Source organism: Phocaeicola faecicola (assembly GCF_013618865.1).
In the GTDB taxonomy this organism is placed as follows: domain Bacteria; phylum Bacteroidota; class Bacteroidia; order Bacteroidales; family Bacteroidaceae; genus Phocaeicola; species Phocaeicola faecicola.
This window is the reverse complement of record NZ_JABSOE010000007.1, coordinates 70632-94423: the sequence shown is the minus strand read 5'-3', so window position 1 is coordinate 94423 and position 23792 is coordinate 70632. Positions and strand designations below refer to the sequence as shown.

At 49.2% G+C, this 23792-nt stretch carries 22 protein-coding genes; 14 read left to right on the top strand and 8 right to left on the bottom strand.

What is annotated here, in order from left to right:
* The coding region (locus H3001_RS03675; protein ID WP_181214102.1) for a transposase at nt 1–876 on the bottom strand (876 nt) is incomplete at its 3' end.
* 117 nt (nt 877–993) lie between these two features.
* On the opposite strand from H3001_RS03675, the gene H3001_RS03670 reads away from it, so the two are divergent.
* The 5 genes from H3001_RS03670 to galK all read left to right on the top strand — a co-directional run bounded on the left by H3001_RS03670 (nt 994) and on the right by galK (nt 8559).
* Nucleotides 994–3288 carry a glycoside hydrolase family 3 N-terminal domain-containing protein gene (locus tag H3001_RS03670; protein WP_394367788.1) on the top strand — a complete coding sequence of 765 codons (2295 nt, stop codon included), beginning with the start codon at nt 994–996 and terminating at the stop codon, nt 3286–3288.
* A gap of 191 nt (nt 3289–3479) precedes the next feature.
* Nucleotides 3480–4772, top strand: a complete 1293-nt coding sequence (locus H3001_RS03665; protein ID WP_181214101.1) for a bifunctional folylpolyglutamate synthase/dihydrofolate synthase — start codon at nt 3480–3482, stop codon at nt 4770–4772.
* Between the two features lie 90 nt (nt 4773–4862).
* A complete protein-coding gene (locus H3001_RS03660) occupies nt 4863–5957 on the top strand; it encodes an aldose epimerase family protein (protein WP_181214100.1) in 1095 nt (364 codons plus the stop codon).
* Between the two features lie 41 nt (nt 5958–5998).
* Entirely contained in the window at nt 5999–7318 is a 1320-nt protein-coding gene (locus tag H3001_RS03655; RefSeq protein ID WP_178244599.1) for an MFS transporter, read from the top strand.
* 86 nt (nt 7319–7404) lie between these two features.
* A complete protein-coding gene (gene galK, locus H3001_RS03650) occupies nt 7405–8559 on the top strand; it encodes a galactokinase (RefSeq protein WP_181214099.1) in 1155 nt (384 codons plus the stop codon).
* A gap of 321 nt (nt 8560–8880) precedes the next feature.
* Here galK and purT read toward each other — a convergent pair whose 3' ends face one another.
* From purT to H3001_RS03625, 5 genes are all read right to left on the bottom strand, one after another.
* A complete protein-coding gene (gene purT / locus H3001_RS03645) occupies nt 8881–10050 on the bottom strand; it encodes a formate-dependent phosphoribosylglycinamide formyltransferase (RefSeq protein ID WP_181214098.1) in 1170 nt (389 codons plus the stop codon).
* A gap of 168 nt (nt 10051–10218) precedes the next feature.
* On the bottom strand, nt 10219–11262 hold the full coding sequence (locus H3001_RS03640) for a PspC domain-containing protein (protein WP_181214097.1): 1044 nt from the start codon (nt 11260–11262) through the stop codon (nt 10219–10221).
* Nucleotides 11240–11605, bottom strand: coding sequence for a PadR family transcriptional regulator (locus H3001_RS03635; RefSeq protein ID WP_178244954.1), 366 nt, complete (start codon nt 11603–11605; stop codon nt 11240–11242). Before H3001_RS03635 ends, H3001_RS03640 begins: the two co-directional genes overlap by 23 nt.
* Before the next feature lie 285 nt (nt 11606–11890).
* The gene (locus tag H3001_RS03630; protein WP_181214096.1) at nt 11891–12919 is read right to left on the bottom strand and encodes an endonuclease/exonuclease/phosphatase family protein; all 1029 of its coding nucleotides are present in this window, start codon (nt 12917–12919) and stop codon (nt 11891–11893) included.
* On the bottom strand, nt 12916–14373 hold the full coding sequence (locus H3001_RS03625) for an aminoacyl-histidine dipeptidase (RefSeq protein ID WP_178244958.1): 1458 nt from the start codon (nt 14371–14373) through the stop codon (nt 12916–12918). The genes H3001_RS03630 and H3001_RS03625 overlap by 4 nt, the downstream gene beginning before the upstream one ends.
* Before the next feature lie 151 nt (nt 14374–14524).
* Between H3001_RS03625 and H3001_RS03620 the strand changes: the two genes are divergently transcribed.
* From H3001_RS03620 to H3001_RS03610, 3 genes are all read left to right on the top strand, one after another.
* Nucleotides 14525–14746, top strand: a complete 222-nt coding sequence (locus H3001_RS03620; protein WP_178244960.1) for a hypothetical protein — start codon at nt 14525–14527, stop codon at nt 14744–14746.
* A 33-nt stretch (nt 14747–14779) separates the two neighbouring features.
* On the top strand, nt 14780–15385 hold the full coding sequence (locus H3001_RS03615) for an OmpH family outer membrane protein (protein ID WP_178244961.1): 606 nt from the start codon (nt 14780–14782) through the stop codon (nt 15383–15385).
* Nucleotides 15386–15538: 153 nt separating this feature from the next.
* A complete protein-coding gene (locus tag H3001_RS03610; RefSeq protein WP_181214095.1) occupies nt 15539–15835 on the top strand; it encodes a thioredoxin family protein in 297 nt (98 codons plus the stop codon).
* Between the two features lie 107 nt (nt 15836–15942).
* Here H3001_RS03610 and H3001_RS03605 read toward each other — a convergent pair whose 3' ends face one another.
* On the bottom strand, nt 15943–17316 hold the full coding sequence (locus H3001_RS03605) for an MltF family protein (protein WP_181214094.1): 1374 nt from the start codon (nt 17314–17316) through the stop codon (nt 15943–15945).
* Complete coding sequence (gene udk / locus H3001_RS03600) at nt 17313–17924, bottom strand: uridine kinase (RefSeq protein WP_178244967.1); 612 nt, start codon at nt 17922–17924, stop codon at nt 17313–17315. The genes H3001_RS03605 and udk overlap by 4 nt, the downstream gene beginning before the upstream one ends.
* Nucleotides 17925–17994: 70 nt before the next feature.
* Here udk and H3001_RS03595 point away from each other — a divergent pair, with 70 nt between their 5' ends.
* The 6 genes from H3001_RS03595 (at nt 17995) to hisB (ending at nt 23686) form a co-directional block, all read left to right on the top strand.
* On the top strand, nt 17995–18294 hold the full coding sequence (locus tag H3001_RS03595; protein ID WP_178244969.1) for a Dabb family protein: 300 nt from the start codon (nt 17995–17997) through the stop codon (nt 18292–18294).
* 21 nt (nt 18295–18315) lie between these two features.
* On the top strand, nt 18316–18828 hold the full coding sequence (locus H3001_RS03590; protein ID WP_181214093.1) for a PaaI family thioesterase: 513 nt from the start codon (nt 18316–18318) through the stop codon (nt 18826–18828).
* A 247-nt stretch (nt 18829–19075) separates the two neighbouring features.
* Nucleotides 19076–19927, top strand: a complete 852-nt coding sequence (gene hisG, locus H3001_RS03585) for an ATP phosphoribosyltransferase (protein ID WP_178244973.1) — start codon at nt 19076–19078, stop codon at nt 19925–19927.
* 272 nt (nt 19928–20199) lie between these two features.
* Nucleotides 20200–21480, top strand: coding sequence for a histidinol dehydrogenase (hisD, locus tag H3001_RS03580; protein WP_181214092.1), 1281 nt, complete (start codon nt 20200–20202; stop codon nt 21478–21480).
* 14 nt (nt 21481–21494) lie between these two features.
* Nucleotides 21495–22532, top strand: coding sequence for a histidinol-phosphate transaminase (hisC, locus tag H3001_RS03575; protein ID WP_178244977.1), 1038 nt, complete (start codon nt 21495–21497; stop codon nt 22530–22532).
* Between the two features lie 29 nt (nt 22533–22561).
* Nucleotides 22562–23686 (top strand): bifunctional histidinol-phosphatase/imidazoleglycerol-phosphate dehydratase HisB, encoded by a 1125-nt coding sequence (gene hisB / locus H3001_RS03570; protein WP_178244979.1) that lies wholly within the window; start codon nt 22562–22564, stop codon nt 23684–23686.
* Nucleotides 23687–23792: the final 106 nt, after the last annotated feature.

Sequence of the window (23792 nt, the reverse complement as noted above, 5' to 3'; positions counted from 1 at the left end):
GATGGTATAGTTCAGGATAAACTGTTTATTGGTACTTATCTGAGGATTATATCCGGGTTTGAGCTGTCCGTTCTTCATATGGTCCTCCTTCATGCGCATGAAAGTGGCGTCATTGTCTGTCTTTGAGTAGCTGTTGCGTCCGTCAAGTTTCTTTCCCTGCGATTCATATTTTTTGAGCTGTTCAGGCCATGACTTCCTTACACGCCTTACCTTCGCTTTCACTTTCTTGTCAGCATCCACTCCTTTCAGGGCATCGTCTATCTGAGAGAGTGCCTTTTCAACTTTCTCCGGGGTGATATCCTGATATGTAAGGGGAGCTGAATCACGCAGTTCCTGCTTGGTGACGGATTCGGCATACTGCCATATCTCCTCAAGCTGTTCAGCTATTCTGGATATACGGGTATGTATGGACTTGCCCCAGACAAATGTATAACGGTTGGCGTTAGCCTCCATTTTCGTTCCGTCGGTAAATGCTACATCAAGACTTACAAAACCTTCTGACACGAGGAACTTTACAATAGTGGCGAAAACTGTCTTCAGTACATCCTTCAGACGGCTGCTGCGGAAACGGTTGATGGTATTATGGTCAGGAGTAACGTTGCCGGTAAGCCACATGAAGCGTATATCATTACGACAGAACTCTTCGATGCGACGGCTGGAATAGATATTACGCAGATAAGCATAGACAAGAATCTGAAGCATCATGCGTGGGTGGTATGCAGAACAGCCTTTAGGAGAATACCTGCGATAAAGTTCTTCGAGGTTTATCTGTTCAATGATACGGTGAACAACCCGGACCGGATCGTTCTGGGGAATAAAATCGCCTAAACACGGAGGTAAAAGCAGATTATCGTTGGATGTGTAATTTTTAAACATTATCTTTGGGATATCTTAGTTTGATTCCCTAAGATACAAAAAATTAGGGAAACGGGCAAGTTCTGACTTAGTGAAGTTAGGGCTTGCCCGATTTTTTTTGCAGACACAAAAAAGGCCATCTCAAAGTATTTTGAGACAGCCTCAACCCCTGTCACTTTGACGAAAGATACAGAAATAGAGAAGAAGGTAGAGGCTACTTTGGCGGGAATGACGTTGGATGAAAAGGTCGGACAGATGACAGAACTGTCAATAGATGTTCTTGGCAATGTGGTGGACAGAGAGTTCAAGCTGGATAAGGAAAAAGTAAAAAATGCAATCGGAAAGTACAAGGTAGGATCAGTGTTGAATGCTCCGGGACCGGTTGCTCAAAGCCGTGAAAAATGGAAAGAAATCATCGGTTATATTCAGGAAATATCCATGAAGGAAATAGGTATTCCTTGTATTTACGGCTTGGACCAGAATCATGGAACCACTTATACTCTTGACGGAACACTTTTCCCGCAGAATATCAACCTTGGGGCATCCTTTAATCCTGAACTCACATACGAGTCGGCTGTCATAACCGCCTACGAGACACGGGCAAGCAACTGTCCCTGGACTTATTCACCGACGGTAGATATGGCAAGAGATCCTCGCTGGTCGCGCGTTTGGGAAAACTATGGGGAGGATTGTCTGGTCAATGCCATAATGGGCAGCGAGGCTGTTCGTGGTTTTCAAGGAGATGATCCTAATCATATTTCTGAAGACCGGGTTGCAGCTTCTGTCAAACATTACCTCGGTTACAGCATGTCCCGTACTGGCAAGGACCGTACTCCGGCATATATTTCAGAATCTGAACTGAGGGAAAAATGCTTTGCTCCGTTCAAGGCTTGTGTCGAAACCGGTGCACTGACAATAATGGTGAACAGTGCCTCTATTAATGGGGTGCCTGTGCATGCCAACAGGCAGTTACTCACAGAATGGCTTAAAGAAGATATGGAATGGGACGGAATGCTGATTACCGACTGGGCGGATATCAATAACCTGTATACTCGTGAAAAAATAGCAGCCGACAAAAAGGGAGCTATTGAAATTGCCATCAATGCGGGTATCGATATGGCCATGGAGCCTTACGACCTTAATTTCTGTACATTGCTGAAGGAGCTGGTGGAAGAAGGCAGGGTGCCTATGAGCCGTATCGATGATGCCGTACGCCGTATTCTCCGCCTGAAATACCGTTTGGGACTTTTTGAGAAGCCGAATACCGACTATAAGGATTATCCTAAATTCGGCAGCAAGGAACATGCCGCTATCGCACTTAAAGCAGCCGAAGAATCGGAGGTGTTGCTGAAAAACAAGAACCACATATTGCCCTTGTCAAAAGGCAAGAAAATTCTTGTGACCGGTCCTAATGCAAACTCCATGAGATGCCTTAACGGTGGATGGAGCTATACCTGGCAAGGACACCTTGCCGACCGTTTTGCAGGTAAGTACAATACTATCTATGAAGCGGTGAGCAACAAGTTCGGCGCCGATATGGTAACTCTTGAACAGGGTGTCACATACATGGCCGAAGGTACATATTATGAAGAAAATACTCCTGAAATAGAAAAGGCTGTAGCTGCTGCGAAGAATGCAGATGTCATCATTGCATGTATAGGTGAGAATTCATATTGCGAGACTCCAGGAAATCTGGCAGACCTTGCTATCTCTGAGAACCAGCGTAACCTTGTTAAAGCTCTTGCTACGACAGGCAAGCCTATGATTCTTGTAATCAATGGCGGTCGGCCGCGTATTATAAGTGACATTGAACCTTTGGCGGACGGTATAATAAATATCTTGTTGCCGGGTAATTATGGTGGAGATGCATTGGCCAATATCCTTGCCGGTGATGCCAATCCAAGTGCCAGGATGCCATATACGTATCCAAGAAACCAAGCCGAACTTACGACATACGATTATCGTGTAAGTGAGGAAATGGATAAGATGGAAGGTGCGTACGATTATGATGCGGTTATTTCTGTTCAATGGCCATTCGGTTACGGCTTGAGTTACACCACCTTCGACTACAAGAATCTGCGTGTGAACAAAGATACTTTTACAGCAGATGATAAACTGGAATTTACCATAGACGTGACAAATACCGGAAAGGTTACAGGTAAAGAAGTTGTAATGCTGTTCAGCAGCGATCTGGTCGCATCGCTCACACCTGAGAACCGCAGACTGCGCGCATTTAAGAAAGTAGATTTACAGCCGGGTGAAACCCAAACTGTCACTCTGACTATAAAAGGCAGTGATCTTGCTTTTGTAGGTGCTGACGGAAAGTGGATACTTGAAAAGGGAGATTTCCGTGTGCAGGTAGGCAATCAGGTATTGAATGTCAGATGTTCTGATACATATAAATGGGAAACTGCCAATATCTGTGTAAATTAATAATATTGTCTGATGCTTTTAACGGGCCCGGTCATTTTGAGATGACCGGGCTTTTTACTTGTAAGCATTATATATAAAGATTTCCCACCGTATCTTCCTGAACATCCATCTGCTCATATTATTCTTCCTAAAATCACCCGTTACGGATGAATTTCACTATCTTTGCACCGTTTTTAAATCTTGCAAAAACAATGAACTATCAAGAGACTATTACCTACTTGTTCAACAGCGCGCCTTTGTTCCAGCACATCGGGAAAGAGGCTTACAAGGAAGGACTGGACAACACTGAGGCCCTCGATGCCTATTTCAATCATCCGCACACTCAATTCAAAAGTATTCATATCGCCGGAACCAACGGCAAGGGATCTTGCTCGCATACGCTGGCTGCCATCCTGCAGTCGGCAGGATATCGGGTAGGCCTGTACACATCGCCTCATCTGGCCGACTTTAGGGAACGCATACGGGTGAATGGGACACCGGTAGAACAGCAATACGTCATCGACTTCGTAGAGAAGCACCGGGCTTTCTTCGAACCCCTTCATCCTTCTTTCTTCGAACTGACTACCGCTATGGCTTTTACGTATTTTGCAGCCCAGAAGGTAGACGTGGCTGTGATTGAAGTGGGATTGGGCGGCAGACTGGACTGCACCAATATCATACATCCCGACTTGAGCATCATCACCAACATCAGTTTCGACCACGTACAATTCCTGGGAAACACGTTGGGAAAAATCGCCCATGAGAAAGCAGGAATCATCAAAGCCGGAGTGCCTGTGGTCATCGGCGAGACGAATGAGGAAACCCGCCCCGTATTTCAGGAGCAGGCAGAGAGGGTGAATGCCCCTATTGTGTTCGCCGAAGACGAGCAGCTGCTGAAAACAGCCACTCCCCTGCCCACAGGAGGCTTTGCATACGATACCGAAGTGTTCGGAAAGATACAGGGAGAACTGGGCGGATGGTATCAGGTCAAGAATACCAATACGCTGCTCTCAGCCTTGAGGTGCCTCCAAGCTTCGGGCTATCAGATTGAGGAGAAGGACATCCGGAACGGATTTGCACACGTATGTAGCCTGACCGGACTGCAGGGACGCTGGCAAAAGTTGTCGGACAATCCCCGTACGTTCTGTGATACGGGACATAACGTAGGAGGCATACAGTACATCGTAGAACAACTGAAGCATCAGACGTACCGCCAACTGCACATCGTCATCGGCATGGTGAACGACAAGGACATCAGCGGGGTATTGAAAATGCTTCCCGAGGACGCCGTCTACTATTTCACACAGGCCAGTGTAAAAAGAGCCCTTCCGGCCGAAAAAATAAAGGAACTCGGGAACGGATACGGTCTGAAAGGCGAATCTTATCCCGATGTCATGTCGGCCTGGGAAGAAGCGAAAAAAAATGCATCACCGGAAGACTTCATATTCATAGGAGGCAGCAGTTTTATTGTAGCAGACTTGCTGACAAATCTGCCGGGAGCATAAATAAAAAACAAGGATTTGTTTGGGTATGTAGAATAAAATCTTTTTATTTGCACAGTTTAAACACAAATGAAAAGATTTTATTCGAGCATTATGAATAACACATTTTACCATGAAAACAATATCAGCGGCTTGAAAAGAGCTGACTTCCAAACAGAAGTGGAAGGAAAAAAAACAGACCTGTTCATTCTGACCAACTGCCACGGTGCTGAAGTAGCCGTAACCAACTACGGAGGAGCGGTACTGGCTGTCATGGTTCCGGACAAGAACGGCAACTTTGCCAATGTGGTGCAGGGACATGATTCAATCGATCATGTAATCAACAGCCCGGAACCTTTCCTGAGCACTTTGGTCGGACGATATGGCAACCGTATCGCTAAAGGCAATTTCACTCTCGACGGAAAAGAATATAATCTGACTATCAATAATGGCCCCAACTCTCTTCACGGAGGCCCTACAGGTTTCCATACACGCGTATGGGATGCGGAACAGCCCGACCCGCAGACACTGAATCTGCACTACTTGTCGGCCGACGGTGAAGAAGGTTTCCCGGGCAACCTGGACGTTCATGTATGCTATCAGTGGACAGACGACAATGAACTGGTACTGACGTACAAGGCTACTACCGACCAGACGACCATCGTCAATCTGACGCACCATGCGTTCTTCAGTCTGGCGGGACTGGCCAATCCGACTCCTACCGTCCTCAACAACATCGTAACCATCAATGCCGATTTCTATACTCCGATGGACGAAGTGTCTATCCCTACCGGAGAAATCCTGAAGGTAGAAGGCACTCCGATGGATTTCCGTACCCCGCATACCGTGGGCAGCCGGATCGACGAACCGTTCCAGCAGCTGGTTTACGGAGCCGGATACGACCATTGCTATGTATTGAACAAACGGGAACAAGGCAGTCTGACCTTCGCTGCGCGTTGCATCGAGCCTGAAAGCGGACGTGTACTGGATGTCTTTACTACCGAGCCGGGAGTACAAGTATATACTGCCAACTGGCACAGCGGATTCGCCGGATGGCACGGAGCTACCTTCCCAGCCAGAAGTGCCATCTGCTTCGAGGCACAGCATTTCCCCGATACTCCGAACAAAGGACATTTCCCGTCAGCGGTTCTGACTCCGGGCAACGAGTATCATCAGACTACCGTCTACAAATTCAGCGTAGAAAAATAAATAGTAATCATATTAATCACATTTAATCTTAAATTAAAATCATGTCAACTCAAAAGAAAAATTACTTTTTGCCCATAGCAATGATGTTTGCTCTTTTTGCTATGATTTCGTTCGTTACAGGACTTACCAACCCGTTGGGGTTAATTGTAAAGGAGCAATTCCAGGCTGCCAACTGGATGACTCAGTTGGGTAACGCTGCCAACTTCATTGCATATGCGTTCATGGGATTGCCGGCAGGTATCATGCTGAAAAGAATCGGATATAAGAAGACTGCCCTGGCAGCCGTTGCCGTAGGATTCATCGGAGTAGGTATCCAGGTTTGTTCCGGACAGATCAGCTATCAGCCGGGAGAACTGACAGCTTTCTGGGTTTACCTGACAGGTGCCTTCATTTCTGGTTTCTCTATGTGTATGCTGAATGCGGTAGTTAACCCGCTGCTGAACACACTGGGTGGCGGTGGCAAGACTGGAAACCAGCTGATCCAGTTCGGTGGTGCCCTGAACTCTATCTCTGCTACCATCGTTCCGGTATTGGGAGGTTATCTGATCGGTACTATCAGCCAGAATACACGCATCAGCGACGCTAACCCTGCCATGTTCATCGCAATGGGTATCTTCGCCGTGGTATTCATCGTACTGGCAGTTATGGAAATTCCTGAACCTCATAAAGAAACTGCTGCTCAGCATCAGGTAAAAGACGAACACAGCCCGATGTCATTCCGTCACTTCCTGCTGGGTACTATCGCAATCTTCGTATATGTAGGTATCGAAGTAGGTATTCCTAACTTCATCAACCTGTTCCTGACTACTTCTACTACTGCTGAAGGTGCACAGGGATTGGGTATGAACACTGCAATGGCAGGTTCAATCGTAGGTACATACTGGTTCCTGATGATGATCGGACGTCTCTGCGGTGGTGCACTGGGTGCTAAGTTCTCTAGTAAGACACAGTTGACTGTAGTAGCCAGCACAGCCATCATCTTCGTACTGATCGGTATGTTCGCTCCTACTGACGTAACTATCTCCATGCCGGTATTCAAATCAGACATCAGCTTCGGTATGTGTACCGTACCTGTTGGAGTCATGTTCTTCATCCTCTGCGGTCTGTGTACTTCCATCATGTGGGGAGGTATCTTCAACTTGGCAGTAGAAGGACTTGGAAAATATACAGCCATGGCATCCGGTATCTTCATGGTAATGGTTTGCGGTGGTGGTATCCTTCCGTTGATCCAGGGTGCTGTAGCCGACGTAACCAGCAGCTACATGGCAAGCTACTGGGTAATCCTTGCAGCTGTTGCCTACATCTTGTACTACGCACTGATCGGTTGCAAGAATGTAAATAAAGATATTCCTGTAGAATAATAATCCGTAAGATCCATACTTGTCAGCAAGGCTGGTATGGATCTTATTTTATATCTCATAAATTAACCTTTTAAACTTTTACCATTATGAATATAGAGTATGTAAGAAGCCGCTTCATCAAACATTTCGATGGCACAACCGGATCTGTATATGCATCACCAGGACGTATTAACCTGATCGGAGAACACACCGACTACAACGGCGGATTCGTATTCCCGGGAGCTGTAGACAAAGGCATGATTGCAGAAATCAAACCCAACGGAACCAACAAGGTATGCGCGTATTCTATCGACCTGAAAGACTATGTAGAATTTGGTCTGAACGAGGAAGACGCTCCAAAAGCCAGCTGGGCAAGATATATCTTTGGTGTTTGCCGTGAAATGATCAAGCGAGGAGTAGATGTAAAAGGCTTTAATACTGCTTTTGCAGGTGATGTTCCCCTGGGAGCAGGTATGTCTTCTTCTGCTGCACTGGAGTCGACTTATGCATATGCGTTGAACGACTTGTTCGGAGACAACAAAATCGATAAATTCGAACTGGCTAAGGTGGGTCAGGCTACAGAACACAACTATTGCGGTGTAAATTGCGGTATCATGGACCAGTTTGCTTCTGTATTCGGAAAAGAAGGACACCTGATCCGTCTGGACTGCCGTTCACTGGAATATCAGTACTTCCCATTCAATCCGGAAGGCTACCGTCTGGTGCTGATTGACTCAGTAGTTAAACATGAACTGGCTTCTTCTGCATACAACAAACGCCGTCAGAGCTGCGAAAACGTAGTGGCTGCCATCAAGAAGAATCATCCGGAAGTAGAATTCCTGCGCGACTGCAACATGGATATGCTGAATGAAGTAAAAGAGCATGTCAGCGAAGAAGACTACAAACGTGCTGAATATGTAATCGAAGAAATCCAGCGTGTATTGGATGTCTGCGATGCATTGGAACGCGGTGACTATGAAACTGTAGGACAGAAGATGTACGAGACACACTATGGTATGAGCAAGCTGTACGAAGTAAGCTGCGAAGAGCTCGACTTCCTGAACGACGTTGCATTCGACTGTGGTGTAACCGGTTCACGCGTAATGGGCGGTGGATTCGGCGGATGTACCATCAACCTGGTAAAGAACGAACTGTATGAAACATTCGTTACTACTGCCAAGGAACGCTTCACTGAAAAATTCGGTCGCAGCCCGAAGGTTTACGACGTGGTAATCAGTGACGGTTCACGCAAACTTTGCTAATCATCAAATCCATTCTCTTTTCCCCTTATTTCTGTCCTTTCCCTAGGAAAGGAATGAAATAAGGGGATTTTTATTGCCTTTCCGTAGAGAAAAAGGTGTCATCGGCGTGCAGCATATCCCCTCTTATGGAGATGCGCTCTACGCTCATCATACCTCCAGACAAGCCAAACGGACGAAGAGGTAACCAAACTATAAAAGGAAAACAATAAAAGAAGAGCAATAAAGGAAAAGCAATAAGAAAGAACAATAAGAAAGGTGTATGACCCTCTCTTTAAAAGAGTTCCATACACCTTCAAAAATATTTGGAATTATTTTCCTATATCAATACACTTCTACCTTCGCAGCCAGAGCCTTGCATTTCTCACGCAAAGCCTCGAGGTCACCGTCATTCTTGTCGTAGCAGACTACCACACCCATACGACGGTTCAGTTTCGTAAATGGTTTTCCAAAGATACGAAGGTATGTATTAGGCTGTGAGCAAACCTCTTCCAGTCCACGATATTGAGGAGCAGCCTTGCTGGCAATCGGTGACAGCACTACGGCACTTACTCCGATATGTTCCTGTGTGATACCCGGAATCGGCAATCCCAGCACTGCATACAGATGAAGTTCAAACTCGTTCAGGTTCTGCGTATTGGCCAAAGTTACCATACCTGTATCATGAGGACGAGGAGAAAGTTCAGAGAAATAGACTCCATTCTCGTGGCTCAGGAAGAACTCAACTCCCCACAAGCCGGCTCCGGTCAAAGTCTCTGTCACCTTCGCAGCCATCCGCTGTGCCTCAGCCAGATGTTCCGGAGCAATCCGTGCAGGCTGGAAGCTCTCACGGTAATCGCCTCCCTTCTGTACATGACCGATCGGCGGGCAGAACAGTGTCGGACCGTTCTTCTGAGTAACGGTCAGCAGGGTAATTTCGCTGTCGAACTTGATAAATTCCTCTACAATCAGTTCCTTGATGTCTCCGCGACTGCCTTCGCAACCGTAGCTCCATGAATATTCCAGGTCTTCCGGACCGTTCGCAACCGACTGGCCTTTTCCTGATGAAGACATCAGCGGCTTGATTACACACGGATATCCGATTTTCTCCGCAGCTTCCTTCAGTTCTTCAAATGAAGTCGCATAAAAATACTTGGCAGTCTTCAAGCCCAATTCCTTGGCAGCCAAATCACGGATGGCCTTACGGTTCATTGTATAATTTACGGCACGAGCACTCGGTACAACCTGAATGCCTTCCTTTTCCAAATGATACAGACGCTCCGTGCGGATAGCTTCGATTTCCGGAACGATGATATCCGGATGGTATTTTTCAACTACGTGATCCAACGCATCGCCATCAAGCATATTGAATACTTCACAAGCATCCGCCACCTGCATGGCCGGAGCTTTTTCATAAGAATCACATGCGATTACATACTGTCCGAGACGCTGTGCAGCAATCGTGAATTCTTTACCTAACTCGCCGGAACCCAGCAAAAGTATTTTTTTAGTCATAGTTACTTAAAAGTTTATACTTCTTTCCGCAAATATAATGATTTTATTTGGTTCAAGGAGCCAAAGTCTGTGCAAAATCCGCCTCAGAAAAAGATTAACCTCAATAAAAAATAAAAGTGCCCGGACCGCAAAGGCCCGGACACCCACTAAAATATTACAATGAAAAAGTTACCAATAATAAGCAAACGGTATTACCAGGAACAGGCAGAAGCCGATTACAATCGACAATAGCCAGAGCATGATCAGTACCACCTTGGTAGTAGTCGACATCGGAGTCCATACTTTGAAGCTCTGCATCACCAGCTGCAGCAAACCGACAACCGGAATACCTACCGCCAACAGTCCGCAGATGGAGAAACCGGTTGCCGCCCACGGATTAGCCGTCACCAGTGACCAGTCGATTTCAGGCTGAATATGGTAAAAAATGGCCGGAATGGCAGTAATCAGTCCGCTTGCCACCATCAGGAAAGCTCCCAGAACCACCAGACAGATCAGCAAGGCCGGCGCACAGACAATAGCCAGAATTACCAGGCACACCTTAATGACAAAACCGGCTACTGCCACAATTCCACTTCCGATACGGTGAAGCACCGAACGTGACTCCTCGGAATGTACATATTCATTGACTTTCTCAAAGCCATCGGTCACCGTACGTCCGATATTCTCTACATTGATGGCCTCTCCCCTCATCTGCAACTTCTCCGTAGCCGTGCGTGCCAGCGGAATGATGATCCATGCAATCAGATAAAACAGAATCAGGGCATGTACAAAAAATCCGACAACCAGCACTCCGATACGGAGCCAGGTCACGTCCCAACCCAAATACGAAGAGAGTCCGGAAAGCACACCTCCCAGGATACGGTCGTCCGGATTTCGGAACAGACGGTGTATCTTCTTCTCGGTAACAGTTTCGCTCCCTTTATTCTCGGCAGTATACTCTTCTCCCATACCGTCGTTCAACTCTTCCGGATTACCCATCCGCGCGATGACCTCCTCCACTTCGTGCAGCGTAATCACCTGACGTCCGTCCTTGATATATTCATTAAACAGTTCCGCAATCCGGGTTTCCATGTCCTGCACGATTTCCTCCGCATCCGTGCTCTTGCCGAAATGACATCTCAAATCGTTCAGGTAATTATCCAGCAGTTTATAAGCATCCTCATCTATGTGATAAACCGTTCCTCCCAAGTTAACAGTCAGTGTTTTCTTCATGTGATTTTACAATTAATAGTTTCGTTCTTAAATGATTTACCGTATCCGAGAGTTCATCCCAGGCCAACTCCAGTTCCGCCAGAAATGCCTCTCCCTTCTCTGTCAGCCGATAATACTTGCGGGGAGGTCCCTGTGTCGATTCCACCCACTCATAAGACAACAAGTCATCGTTTTTCAAACGGGTCAACAACGGGTAAAGTGTTCCCTCTACCACAATCAGCCTTGCCTCCTTCAGATTCAGTATGATGTCCGAAGCATAAGACGGCTCCCTGTGAAGCAACAACAGAATGCAATATTCAAGCATCCCCTTGCGCATTTGTGATTTTACATTGTCTACATTCATCTGTCATGTTATTTGTATGGCACAAATATATGCATTATATAAATACCTTGCATTACAAGGTACTATAATTTTATATTATTTAACAAAGAAAATGCCTGGGAATAATGGGAAGACGGCTTCGGAACACAGGCAAAAAAGAAATACGAAATACCTGTACTACAAGTTTTTACAGAGAATACATACCGAAATACAAGAAAGGAAACTACAGGCAAGAAAGCCGGTTTTCAGAAAACCGGCAAGAAACATCGTGAGACTCAGAGATATTTATTGAAACCCGGAAACACATCAGAAATCCGGCAAAGTGATATCCATGAACACCGGCAGATGATCACTGTACCCTCCCTGATACCTCATTCCCCGGTACGTCCGGAAGGGCTTCATTCCCCCATAGGTTTCATCCGGCTGAAGCAAGAAAGGAAACTCCAGTATACCGGCCTGCTCGTAGGAAGTATGGAGATTACGCTTACCCTCCAACAAGGTACCGCTCACAATCAACTGGTCCAACACGCCCCACTCTCCCCGATGCCGGTACGTTCCCCGAGGCCTGCCGTCCATCAGGTTATACAGCGCATCGGGAGAAACAGACGAGCCAGGACGTACAGCTCCCAGCACCTCCCGGATAGAGCGGTCGGACGGATAATCATTAAAATCACCCATGATGACAAGATAAGGACAGGCACGCACCGTAGACAACGAATCCGTCACCCGCTTCAGGCATTCTGCAGCCCACAGCCGGTACGGCTCACTCTGCTGCTTTCCTCCTGCCCGGGAAGGCATATGACACATCAGAATGTCCAGCGTATCCCCCGATACCACCTTTCCGGACACATGCAGGATGTCGCGCGTCGGCCGGTTGCCGATTTCCTTATTCAGCGGAATCCGCACAGACTGCGACGTAATCAGTCTGAAAGTATGCGGCTGATACAGCACCGCCACATCAATCCCCCTCGCGTCCTCCGACCGGGTCATGACGTACCGATACTTTGCTTCCCGCAACGGAGAATGTTTCACAAGCCTCTCCAGGCAATAGTCATTCTCCACCTCACACAGTCCCACCACATCGGGCACCTGACCGGCAGAAGCCGCCAGTATCACCTTCGCAATGGCATTCAACTTATGCTGGAAGCGGTGATAATTCCATCCTCTTACCCCTCCGGGCAAGAACTCCCCGTCGTGCTTGAGCGAATCATGACGACAGTCAAACAAGTTTTCTACGTTATACTCCATTACACGAAAGGTTTGTTGCGCCACCCCTTCCCGGCAAGCGCAACAAACCCAAATTCCTAGCAATATCGTGATCCGCCAGCGGCTCATGCCTGGGCAGGAATATGTGCCAGTACATCCAGCAGATGCTTCCAGAACTTATCGACAGTTGGAATCAGCATCCGCTCATCCGGAGAGTGTACCCCGCGCAGTGTCGGTCCGAAAGAAACCATATCCAGCGACGGATACTTTTCAAGGAACAATCCGCATTCGAGTCCCGCATGGATGGCCTTTACCTTCGGTTTCTCTCCGAACAGGCGTTCATAGCTTTCGGCAGCCACCTTCAGGATGGCAGAATCCGGATTCGGTTTCCAGCCCGGATATCCGTCACCCGTAGTCACTTCCGCTCCACCCAGAATGAAGGCCGAACGAACCATCTGTGACATGTCCTTACGCGAAGACAGGATGGAGCTGCGCTGACTGGTACCTACCACAATCTTACCGTCACGCTGCTTGATGGAAGCCAGGTTGGAAGAAGTCTCCACCAATCCCGGAATATCCTGACTCATCGCATATACCCCGTGATGCACCGCATAGATAGAATGCAGGAAACGCTTCATCGCTTCCAGTTCCATCACCTCCGCACGTGCCGTCTCAGACTCCAGTTCCAGCAGCAAGTTGGGCTCTGTCACCGCATACTCATTCTCCAGCTCTGCCTGGAACACATTCAGTTCCACGCGCACAGCCTCTTTTTCAGACATCGGCACCGCACATACGGCATACGCCTCACGCGGAATGGCATTGTGCAGGTTACCGCCGTCAATCTCACACAAACGCAGGTCGCCCCGATTCAAGAGACGCATCAGGTAACGGTTCAGCAACTTGTTCGCATTCGCACGGTTCTTATTGATGTCATCTCCCGAGTGACCGCCGGTCAGCCCCTTCACTGCCACACGGAAAAAGAAATAACCTTCTGGAGCCGCTACCATCGGACAAGGATATACCGCAGTAGTTCCCGCACCTCCGGCACAACCGATAAAGAGTTCTCCGTCGTCTTCCGAATCCAGATTAATCAGGATATCTCCATCCATGAAACCTTCTTTCAGTGCAAACGCACCTGTCAAGCCCGTTTCCTCATCCACCGTAAACAGACACTGCAAAGGTCCGTGCTCCACATCGTCCGAAGCCAGCACCGCCAGTTCGGCCGCCATACCGATACCATTGTCGGCACCCAGCGTAGTACCCTTTGCCTTGAGCCATTCTCCGTCGACATACGTCTGAATCGGATCCTTCTCAAAATCGTGTTCCGTATCCTTATTCTTTTCGCAGACCATATCCATATGCGACTGCAGAATCACTGTCTTCAAATGCTCCTTGCCCGGAGTCGCAGGTTTTACAATCAATACGTTTCCTGCCTCATCCACCTTATACTCAAGTCCTCTTGTTTCCGCAAAATTCACCAGATAAGCCCGGATCTTCTCCTCCTTTTTCGAAGGACGGGGTACCTGACAGATTTCTTCAAAATACCGGAACAGGATGGCCGGTTTCAAATCTTTTTTTTCCATAAAATATCCAACCTTTCGTTTTTTAGTTAATGACAAGTTGCAAAAATAAGTTAAAAACAGCATGAAAGCGAGTAATACCCCGCTTTTTTCCCCCTAGAAAAGGCTATATCGCTGACAAAAACTATATATTTGCACCACAAATTTAATAGAAATGCTTAAGACTATCCTTATAACTATGTTAATAGTTGCTATCTGCATAGCACTATTATCTATAAAGATACTTTTCGTGAAAAACGGACGTTTCCCCAATACACACGTAAGCGGAAGCAAAGCCATGCGGCAAAGAGGTATCGGATGTGTGCAATCGCAGGACCGTGACGCCCAGAAGCGTAACCCTCATGCCATTGCAGAACGAAGTGAAACCAACGAATAATTAAAAATTAACTAATTAAGATAGAAAACTATTATGAGAAGAATGAAGTACATCCTGAATGGATTCTTGGCACTGGCTATGGTACTGATGTTTGCACAATGTACTGAAAACAAAACAAACGAATCTTCCAATGCAGCTCCTGCCGCTGTCGGTGGTCCGGTTAACATGAAAATCGCTTATGTAGAGATCGACTCTCTGCTTACGAAATACCGCTTCTGGAACGATTTGAACGAAATGATGATCCAGAAAGAAGAGAACATCCGTACTACCTTGAACGAAAAAGCCAAAGAACTCGACAAGGAAATGAGAGAATTCCAGCGTAAACTGGAAAACAACGGATTTGCCAGCAGAGAACGTGCTGAACAGGAAAACATGAGAATTGCCCAGAAGCAGCGCGACTTGCAGCAGTTGCAGGAAAAACTGACCAGCGAGCTGCAGACTGAAAACCAGAAGAACAGCCTTCAGTTGCGTGACTCTATCAACTCATTCCTGAAAATCTACAATAAGGACAAAGGCTACAGCCTGATCATCAGCAACACCGGTTTCGACAACCTGCTGTACGCTGACCAGGCCTTCAACATCACTTCTGAAATTGTAGAAGGACTGAACGCACGTTATACTCCGGCTGCTAAAAAATAATCCTATCCGGAAATAACGAAGTTACTAAAATTCTCTTTTTTAGCGACATATACTTATAAAAACTGCCTTTTCGGGCAGTTTTTTTTATCTTTTTTCTGAACAAACCTGCGTTTTCAATTGTTTATATATATGAAAAAGTATAAATAGAAAACAATGGAAAACTTCTCTGATCTGACCTGCTCTCCCACTCCCGTGCTTGTGGATATCTTTGCGGAATGGTGTGCTCCCTGCAATACCATGTCGGCAGTTTTGAAAAAAGTAAAGGAAATCCAAGGTGATGCCCTGCGTATCATCAAGGTCGATATCGACAAGAACCCCCAGCTGGCACGTCACTACACCGTCAGTACCGTTCCCACCCTGATGATTTTCAAAAACGGGAAACAGCTGTGGAGACAGAGCGGTGTCATCAACGTCAGAGAATTAAACAAGATTATTGAGTTGTTCAAATAATAAGCATATTCATTTTCATGTAATCGGCTGCATCGCCATTCCGGGAAACCGGAATCCGCCATGCAGCCGTGTCTTTTTCTGTCCGCCGGCCTTCCGCCGCTACGGTCTTATCCCTTGATTTTCTTCCGGTACAGAGCCGCCCGCTCCAGTACGCTCCGGACAAAATTATACGTCTCGATTCCCCGGAAATATCCGTTCTTGCACACCGGGTCCTGATAATACTCCTCATTGCTCTTCAGCAGCAGATAGTGATCCACCTGATGATCCCAGCGATAAGGATTTTTACCGTACTTCTCGGCCAGCGCCATCGCATCCGTCACGTGCCCCACTCCGGCATTATACGCCGCCAGCACGAACTTCACACGCTCTTCCTCGTCCTTCACCTTGCTGAAAGTCTTCTGCAGCCGCTCGATATATTTCACACCCGCCTTGATACTCTCCTCCGGATCGGCCTCCTTGCCCGGAGGAACCCCCAGGTTGCGTGCCGTAGCCGGCATCAGCTGCATCAGTCCCCTTGCCCCAGCCCACGACACCACATACGGATCAAAGTTCGACTCCGTATATGCCAGTGAGGCCAGCAGGCGCCAGTCCCATCCGATAAGCTTCGCATACTTACGGAACAGTTCATCGTAATGCGAAATCTTGCCATCCTTCACCGAAAGGATGGAAGCATGCGCCGGACGCTTGTTCAGTTCGAAATAACGCTTCGCGCTTGCCTTGAATTCCGGCGAATTGATATTTTCCCTGTGCCACCGGTCGGCCGCTTCCGCCAGCAAGGGAGAAGTCTTGCGCACCGCCCACGACGACCGCTGGTCGAAACTGAGCACCAGGTCGATATCCAGGTTCGCATAATACGTCCGGTTGATACGGGGCACATCGTTCGAAGCCACCGTATAGTCAATCTTCCCGTCGGCCACCCACGAAATCAGGTTTTCCACCGTCAGCGTATCAGTCACCAGTTCCCGGATCTCAATCCCCCCTCCGAGTTCCTGATCCAGGTTCTCCAGCCGTTCCTGATACTTTCCGGGCAATACATAGACCTCCTTTCCCAGCAGCTGCGTCACATCCTTCAGCGCGTTTTTGCCCTTCCGCTGCACCAGTACCTGATGCGTGATGCTCTCCTCGCCGCAGTAAATCAGACTGTCCTTCCAGCTGTTGGTCATATTCAGGTTATAGGCAATCAGGTCGCCCTCTCCCCGAAGCAGGGCAGCCACCATCTCCGTCGCATTATTCATGACCTTCAACTTCAGTTTAAGGTCCATGAAATGCGCAAACTGCTCAGCCAGTTCATACTGAAAGCCCATAGGCTCCCCGCGGTAATCAAAGTACGAAGTCGAACTGTTCAGCGTCAGCACCACCAGCTCTCCCCGCTCCCTGATTTCCGGCAAATCGTCGTACGACTCCTCCGAATGCCTTCCTCCCCCACAGGCGCACAGCACCACCACCAGGCAGAAGAAAAGCGTCAGACGGATTCCGTTCATCGTCCCACAATCTTTTCGATATACATCTTCAGAATCTCAATCGCCTTCCGGTTGTGTCCCCCCTGCGGCACAATCAGGTCGGCATACCGCTTGGCCGGTTCAATGAACTCCAGGTGCATAGGCTTCAGCACCTTCACATAACGGTCCATCACCGCTTCGGCCGTACGTCCGCGCTCCATCACGTCGCGCTGGATGACACGGATCAGACGTTCGTCGGGATCGGCATCCACAAAAATCTTCAGGTCCATTTGCCGACACAGACGCTTGTCGCTCAAGGCCAGGATTCCCTCGATGATCACCACCTTGCGCGGTTCCACATGCACCGTCTCTGCCTGCCGCGTACAAGTCAGGTACGAATAAATCGGCTGTTCGATGGCCTTTCCCTCACGCAACATTTCCACATGTTCCGACAACAGCTTCCAGTCGAAAGCATTGGGGTGATCAAAATTAATGTTCTGCCGCTCCTCCACCGGAACATGACTGCTGTCCTTATAATAAGAATCCAAAGGAAGTATAGCTACCTCATCTGCTTTCAGACTTTCTACGATACTTTTCACCACAGTTGTTTTACCGGAGCCTGTACCTCCTGCAATTCCAATAATAATCATGTGTTTTTTTCAATAATTAGTTATACATTTGCAATATTACAAAATTACGATTTTTAATAAAAAAACAACTATGGTCAAGCACATTGTTTTATTCAAGTTAAAAGAAAATCTTCCGGAAGAAGAAAAAAAATGCATCATGAACCGTTTCAAGGCAGCCATCGAGGCGCTTCCTGCCCAGATATCCTTTATCCGCCGCATCTTTGTGGGCCTCAACCTCAACCCCGATGAAAAATGGGACATCTGCCTGGAAAGCGAATTCGACAGTTTGGACGACGTAAAAGCCTACGCGGTACATCCCGCTCACGTAGCCGCAGCCGGCATCATCAAAGAGGTGAAAGCCGACCGTGCCTGCACCGACTATGAATGCTAACCCTCCAAGTTTTTCCGGCATATGAAAAAAATACTCAATCCCTGGGAAGGAGTGGAAGGTTATTTCTGCTTCGGATGTGCCCCTCAGAATCCGTCGGGCCTGAAAATGGATTTCTATGAAGACGGCGACGAGATTGTCAGTTACTGGCAACCGGAAGAAAAGTACCAAGGATGGCTGCATACCCTTCACGGAGGCATCCAGGCCGTACTGCTCGATGAGATCTGCGGATGGGTCATCATCCGGAAACTGCAGACCACCGGCGTGACCAGCAAGATGGAGACCCGTTACCTGAAACCGGTTTCCACCCAGGGCGGCCGGCTGACGCTCCGGGCTTCCATCCGCGAACAGAAGCGCAACATTGTCATCATCGACGCTGCCCTGTACAACGAGGCGGGCGAATGCTGCACACAGGCTGTCTGCACGTACTTTGCCTTTTCCAAGGAAAAAGCCCGGCAGGAGATGCACTTCCACGGATGCCTGGCCGAAGGCGAACCGGAAGTTGCCGCAGACGGGGAAACTCCGCTATCAAAATAAAAGCAAAACAAAACTTTTCATGATAAAAGTTTGGAAATAACAAACCAATCATATAAATTTGCCAAAAACGAAAACAAAAAAGCAAGGACAAAGAATATGAATATTAGCGCTACACACCACCTGCATCGTCATCCTAACGCATACAACGGTAGGTAGTGAAGCGTATGGTTACACCCGTCGAAGAAAAAGGCTTACCGTAGACAGTACACGGTAAGCCTTTTTCGTAGATACAAACTACAACATACATATGATAAGAATAGCCGTACAGTCGAAAGGGCGATTATATGAAGACACAATGGCCCTGTTAGCCGAAGCCGACATCAAGCTGTCGACTTCCAAAAGGACGCTGCTCACCCAAGCCAGCAATTTTCCGGTGGAAATTCTCTTCCTCCGCGACGATGACATTCCCCAAAGCGTAGCCGGCGGAGTGGCCGACCTGGGAATCGTGGGAGAGAATGAATTTGTGGAACGCAAGGAAAATGCCGAGATTCTCTACCGCCTCGGATTCAGCAAGTGCCGGCTCTCGATTGCCGTGCCCAAGGAACACGAATACCCCGGAGTACAGTGGCTGAACGGAAAGAAAATCGCCACCTCGTATCCGGGCATCCTGCAGGATTTTCTGGACCGCCAGCAGGTGCAGGCAGAGATACATGTCATTACCGGTTCGGTGGAGATTGCTCCCGGTATCGGACTGGCCGACGCCATCTTCGACATCGTGAGTTCGGGTTCTACCCTTGTCAGCAACAACCTGAAGGAAGTGGAGACGGTGATGCAGAGCGAGGCCGTACTCATCGGTACACCCAACCTCAGTGCGGAGAAGCGGGCCATCCTGGACGAACTGATTTTCCGCATCGAGGCTGTCAAGGCTGCCGAGGACAAGAAATACGTCCTGATGAATGTCCCGACCGACCGGCTGAAGGAAATTACTGAAGTGCTTCCCGGTATCAAGAGTCCGACCATCATGCCGCTGGCCACAGAAGGATGGAGCAGCGTGCATACGGTGCTCGACCAGAAATGTTTCTGGGAAATCATCGGCAAACTGAAGGCACTCGGGGCACAGGGTATCCTGGTGCTGCCCATCGAGAAGATGATTCTGTAAGGAGGCGGACAAACCTCAGCAAAGGGAGGAGCCGGCAAGCCGTCATTGGTGCTGCCACCCATCACCGCCGGTAGCGGAACACATAATGATGCGTGCGGCAAAAGCCCGCGGGGTTTTCCCAAAAACACCGCGAGCTTTTCCCAAAAGACGACGAGCTTTCTCACCACGGAAAACGATGCGTGTGCAGACACACCGAAGAGAATTTCCGGACGGACCGCCTCATTGCAAAGAGTCTTCATTATCCATTAAGCAAACACCAAAAATCAATCACTATGTATATCTCAAAATATCCTTCACGCAGCGAATGGGGAACACTGCTGAAACGAAATACCCTGAACACTGCTTCACTGAAAGAAAGCGTATCCGCCATACTAGAAGAAGTCCGCACTCAGGGCGACTATGCGGTAAAGACATACGAGGAGAAGTTCGACGGCGTCAGACTGGAGTCGCTGGCAGTCAGCGAGAAAGAGTTTGAAGAAGCCGAGAAGGCAGTCAGCATCGAACTGAAGGCGGCCATCTTGCTGGCCCTGAACAACATCCGGACCTTTCACAGCGCCCAGAAGTTCGAAGGCAAGAAAGTCGAGACCCTCCCCGGTATCACCTGCTGGCAGAAAGCGGTCCCCATCGAACGCGTGGGACTGTATGTGCCGGGAGGTACGGCTCCACTCTTCTCTACCGTACTGATGCTGGCGGCTCCGGCACAGATTGCCGGATGCAAGGAAATCATCCTCTGTACGCCTCCCGACCGGAGCGGGAAAATCCATCCGGCCATCCTGTATGCTGCCCGTCAGGCGGGAGTCAACCGGGTGTTCAAGGCAGGAGGGGTACAGGCCATCGGAGCCATGGCCTACGGTACCAGCAGCGTTCCGAAGGTCTACAAGATTTTCGGTCCGGGCAACCAGTACGTGACGGCTGCCAAACAGCTGGTGGCACAGCAGGATGTGGCCATCGACATGCCGGCAGGCCCTTCGGAAGTCGCCGTACTGGCCGACGGAGAAGCCAATCCGGTATTTGTGGCCTCCGACCTGCTGTCACAGGCCGAACACGGGGCCGACAGTCAGGCTATCCTGATCACTACCTCCGAAACCTTGCTCGAGGCAGTCGCTGCCGAAACGCAGAAGCAGCTGGAAGCACTTCCCCGCAAGGAGCTGGCCAGCCGCTCGCTGGAAGCCAGCCGGCTGATCCTGGTAAAGGACATGCAGGAAGCCGTGGACATGGTCAATGAATACGCCCCCGAGCACCTCATCATCCAGACACAGGACTACTGCGAGATTGCCGCACGGATTGTCAATGCCGGCTCTGTCTTCCTGGGTCCGTACGCTCCGGAAAGTGCAGGCGACTATGCTTCGGGCACCAATCATACCCTGCCTACCAACGGCTATGCCAAGGCCTACAGCGGGGTCAGCCTCGACAGCTTCATCCGCAAGATTACTTTCCAGGAAATCACCCGTGAAGGCATCCGCACCATCGGACCGGCCATTCAGGTCATGGCAGCCAACGAACACCTGGACGCCCACAAGAATGCGGTCACCGTCCGGCTAACTCAACAATAAACACGCAAGACATTATGAAACCGTTAAAAGAATTGATCCGGCCGAATATCTGGGAACTGAAGCCTTATTCTTCTGCCCGTGATGAATATCAGGGGAAAGAGGCTTCGGTGTTCCTGGACGCCAATGAAAACCCGTATAATATTCCGAACAACCGTTATCCGGACCCCCTGCAGCGGGACCTGAAGCACCTGATTGCCAAGGAGAAGAAGGTGCAGCCCGAACAGATTTTCCTGGGGAACGGAAGCGACGAGGCCATCGACCTGCCGTTCCGGGCGTTCTGCCGTCCGGGGGTGGACAATGTGGTGGCCATCGAGCCGACTTATGGCATGTACCAGGTATGTGCCAATGTCAACGACGTGGCCTACCGGAAGGTGCTGCTCGACCACCACTTCCAGTTTAGTGCCAGTGAACTGCTGGCTGCCACCGATGAAAATACCAAACTGATTTTTCTCTGCTCGCCCAACAACCCCACGGGAAACTGCCTGAACCGTCATGAAATTGAAACGGTATTGAGGGAGTTCGGGGGACTGGTCATCGTGGACGAGGCGTACATCGACTTCGCTACCGAGCCTTCGCTGCTGGGAAGACTGGAGGAGTTTCCGAATCTGGTGGTACTGCAGACCTTCTCCAAGGCATGGGGCTGTGCAGGCATCCGTCTGGGAATGGCCTTTGCCTCTCCGGAAATCGTGCAGGTGCTGAACAAAATCAAATATCCGTATAATGTGAACCGGCTGACCCAGCAGGAAGCCCTTCAGATGATGCAGCGCAACTACGAGGTGCAGCGGTGGGTGGCCTCCCTGCTCGAAGAACGGACACGGCTGATGGCTGCCTTTGCAAAGCTTCCCTGCTGCCGGAAGATTTATCCTACGGATGCCAACTTCTTCCTGGCAAGGGTATCGGATGCTCCCCGTATCTATGAGTATCTGGTCGACAAGGGAATCATCGTCCGCAACCGCAGTCATGTGGCGCTCTGCCAGAACTGCCTGCGCATTACGGTGGGTACGCGCCCCGAGAACGACACCCTGCTTAATGCCCTGCAGGGAATTCAATGAAAGAATGATGTCACACGAAAAAGAAACTCATGAAAAAGAAAGTTTTATTCATCGACCGCGACGGTACTCTGGTCATCGAACCACCGGTTGACTATCAGCTGGACAGTTTTGAGAAACTGGAGTTTTATCCCAAGATATTCCGCAACCTGTACTTTATCCGCAAGAACCTGGATTTCGACTTTGTCATGGTCACCAACCAGGACGGTCTGGGTACGGCGTCGTTTCCGGAAGAGACCTTCTGGCCGGTGCACCAACTGATTCTGAAAAGTTTCGAGAACGAAGGGGTGACCTTCGACGAGGTGCTGATCGACCGGAGCTTTCCGGAGGACGGGGCTCCTACCCGCAAACCGGGGACCGGCATGCTGACACATTACCTGAACAACGAGGCATACGACCTGCCGGGAAGTTTCGTCATCGGCGACCGGCGCACGGATGTGGAACTGGCACGGAACCTGGGGTGCAAGGCCATCCTGCTGCAGGAAGACAAGGCGCTGGTGGCAGGCAGTCCCCTCGAGGAGGTCTGTGTACTGGCTACGACCGACTGGGACCGGATTGCGGAATTTCTTTTTGCCGGAGAACGGACGGCAGAGGTCAGACGCACCACCCATGAAACGGATATATACGTCCGTCTGAACCTGGACGGAAGCGGACAGAGCCGGATTGAAACGGGACTGGGATTCTTCAACCACATGCTGGAACAGATTGCCAGACACGGCGGTATCGACCTGGAAATCCGTGTCAAGGGCGACCTGCAGGTGGACGAGCATCACACCATCGAAGATACGGCCCTGGCACTCGGGGAATGTCTGTACCGGGCACTTGGCGACAAGCGGGGGATCGAGCGCTACGGCTTCTGCCTCCCGATGGACGACTGTCTGTGCCAGGTGGCACTCGACTTCGGGGGACGTCCCTGGCTGGTATGGGATGCCACCTTCAAAAGGGAACGCATCGGAGACATGCCGACAGAAATGTTCCTCCATTTTTTCAAGTCGTTGAGCGATGCCGCCCGCATGAACCTGAACATCCGTGCCGAAGGAGAAAACGAGCATCATAAGATTGAGGGCATTTTCAAGGCGCTGGCACGAAGCATCCGACAGGCAGTCCGTCGGGATGTATATCATTACGAGATACCGTCCAGCAAAGGATGTCTTTAACATAAACTGTCCGGGCTTCTGAGAGAACAGAAACAATCTTTTTCCCAGAAGCCCGGACAGTTGTACGACGCGATGCTGCATCCTATTTTTTCAATCATTGCAAGAA

Bases quoted from the DNA above. Each gene is read 5' to 3' on its own strand.
- H3001_RS03665 (WP_181214101.1), top strand. From the start codon at position 3,480: ATGAACTATCAAGAGACTATTACCTACTTGTTCAACAGCGCGCCTTTG.
- H3001_RS03660 (WP_181214100.1), top strand. From the start codon at position 4,863: ATGAATAACACATTTTACCATGAAAACAATATCAGCGGCTTGAAAAGA.
- H3001_RS03655 (WP_178244599.1), top strand. From the start codon at position 5,999: ATGTCAACTCAAAAGAAAAATTACTTTTTGCCCATAGCAATGATGTTT.
- galK (WP_181214099.1), top strand. From the start codon at position 7,405: ATGAATATAGAGTATGTAAGAAGCCGCTTCATCAAACATTTCGATGGC.
- purT (WP_181214098.1), bottom strand. From the start codon at position 10,050: ATGACTAAAAAAATACTTTTGCTGGGTTCCGGCGAGTTAGGTAAAGAA.
- H3001_RS03640 (WP_181214097.1), bottom strand. From the start codon at position 11,262: ATGAAGAAAACACTGACTGTTAACTTGGGAGGAACGGTTTATCACATA.
- H3001_RS03635 (WP_178244954.1), bottom strand. From the start codon at position 11,605: ATGAATGTAGACAATGTAAAATCACAAATGCGCAAGGGGATGCTTGAA.
- H3001_RS03630 (WP_181214096.1), bottom strand. From the start codon at position 12,919: ATGAGCCGCTGGCGGATCACGATATTGCTAGGAATTTGGGTTTGTTGC.
- H3001_RS03625 (WP_178244958.1), bottom strand. From the start codon at position 14,373: ATGGAAAAAAAAGATTTGAAACCGGCCATCCTGTTCCGGTATTTTGAA.
- H3001_RS03620 (WP_178244960.1), top strand. From the start codon at position 14,525: ATGCTTAAGACTATCCTTATAACTATGTTAATAGTTGCTATCTGCATA.
- H3001_RS03615 (WP_178244961.1), top strand. From the start codon at position 14,780: ATGAGAAGAATGAAGTACATCCTGAATGGATTCTTGGCACTGGCTATG.
- H3001_RS03610 (WP_181214095.1), top strand. From the start codon at position 15,539: ATGGAAAACTTCTCTGATCTGACCTGCTCTCCCACTCCCGTGCTTGTG.
- H3001_RS03605 (WP_181214094.1), bottom strand. From the start codon at position 17,316: ATGAACGGAATCCGTCTGACGCTTTTCTTCTGCCTGGTGGTGGTGCTG.
- udk (WP_178244967.1), bottom strand. From the start codon at position 17,924: ATGATTATTATTGGAATTGCAGGAGGTACAGGCTCCGGTAAAACAACT.
- H3001_RS03595 (WP_178244969.1), top strand. From the start codon at position 17,995: ATGGTCAAGCACATTGTTTTATTCAAGTTAAAAGAAAATCTTCCGGAA.
- H3001_RS03590 (WP_181214093.1), top strand. From the start codon at position 18,316: ATGAAAAAAATACTCAATCCCTGGGAAGGAGTGGAAGGTTATTTCTGC.
- hisG (WP_178244973.1), top strand. From the start codon at position 19,076: ATGATAAGAATAGCCGTACAGTCGAAAGGGCGATTATATGAAGACACA.
- hisD (WP_181214092.1), top strand. From the start codon at position 20,200: ATGTATATCTCAAAATATCCTTCACGCAGCGAATGGGGAACACTGCTG.
- hisC (WP_178244977.1), top strand. From the start codon at position 21,495: ATGAAACCGTTAAAAGAATTGATCCGGCCGAATATCTGGGAACTGAAG.
- hisB (WP_178244979.1), top strand. From the start codon at position 22,562: ATGAAAAAGAAAGTTTTATTCATCGACCGCGACGGTACTCTGGTCATC.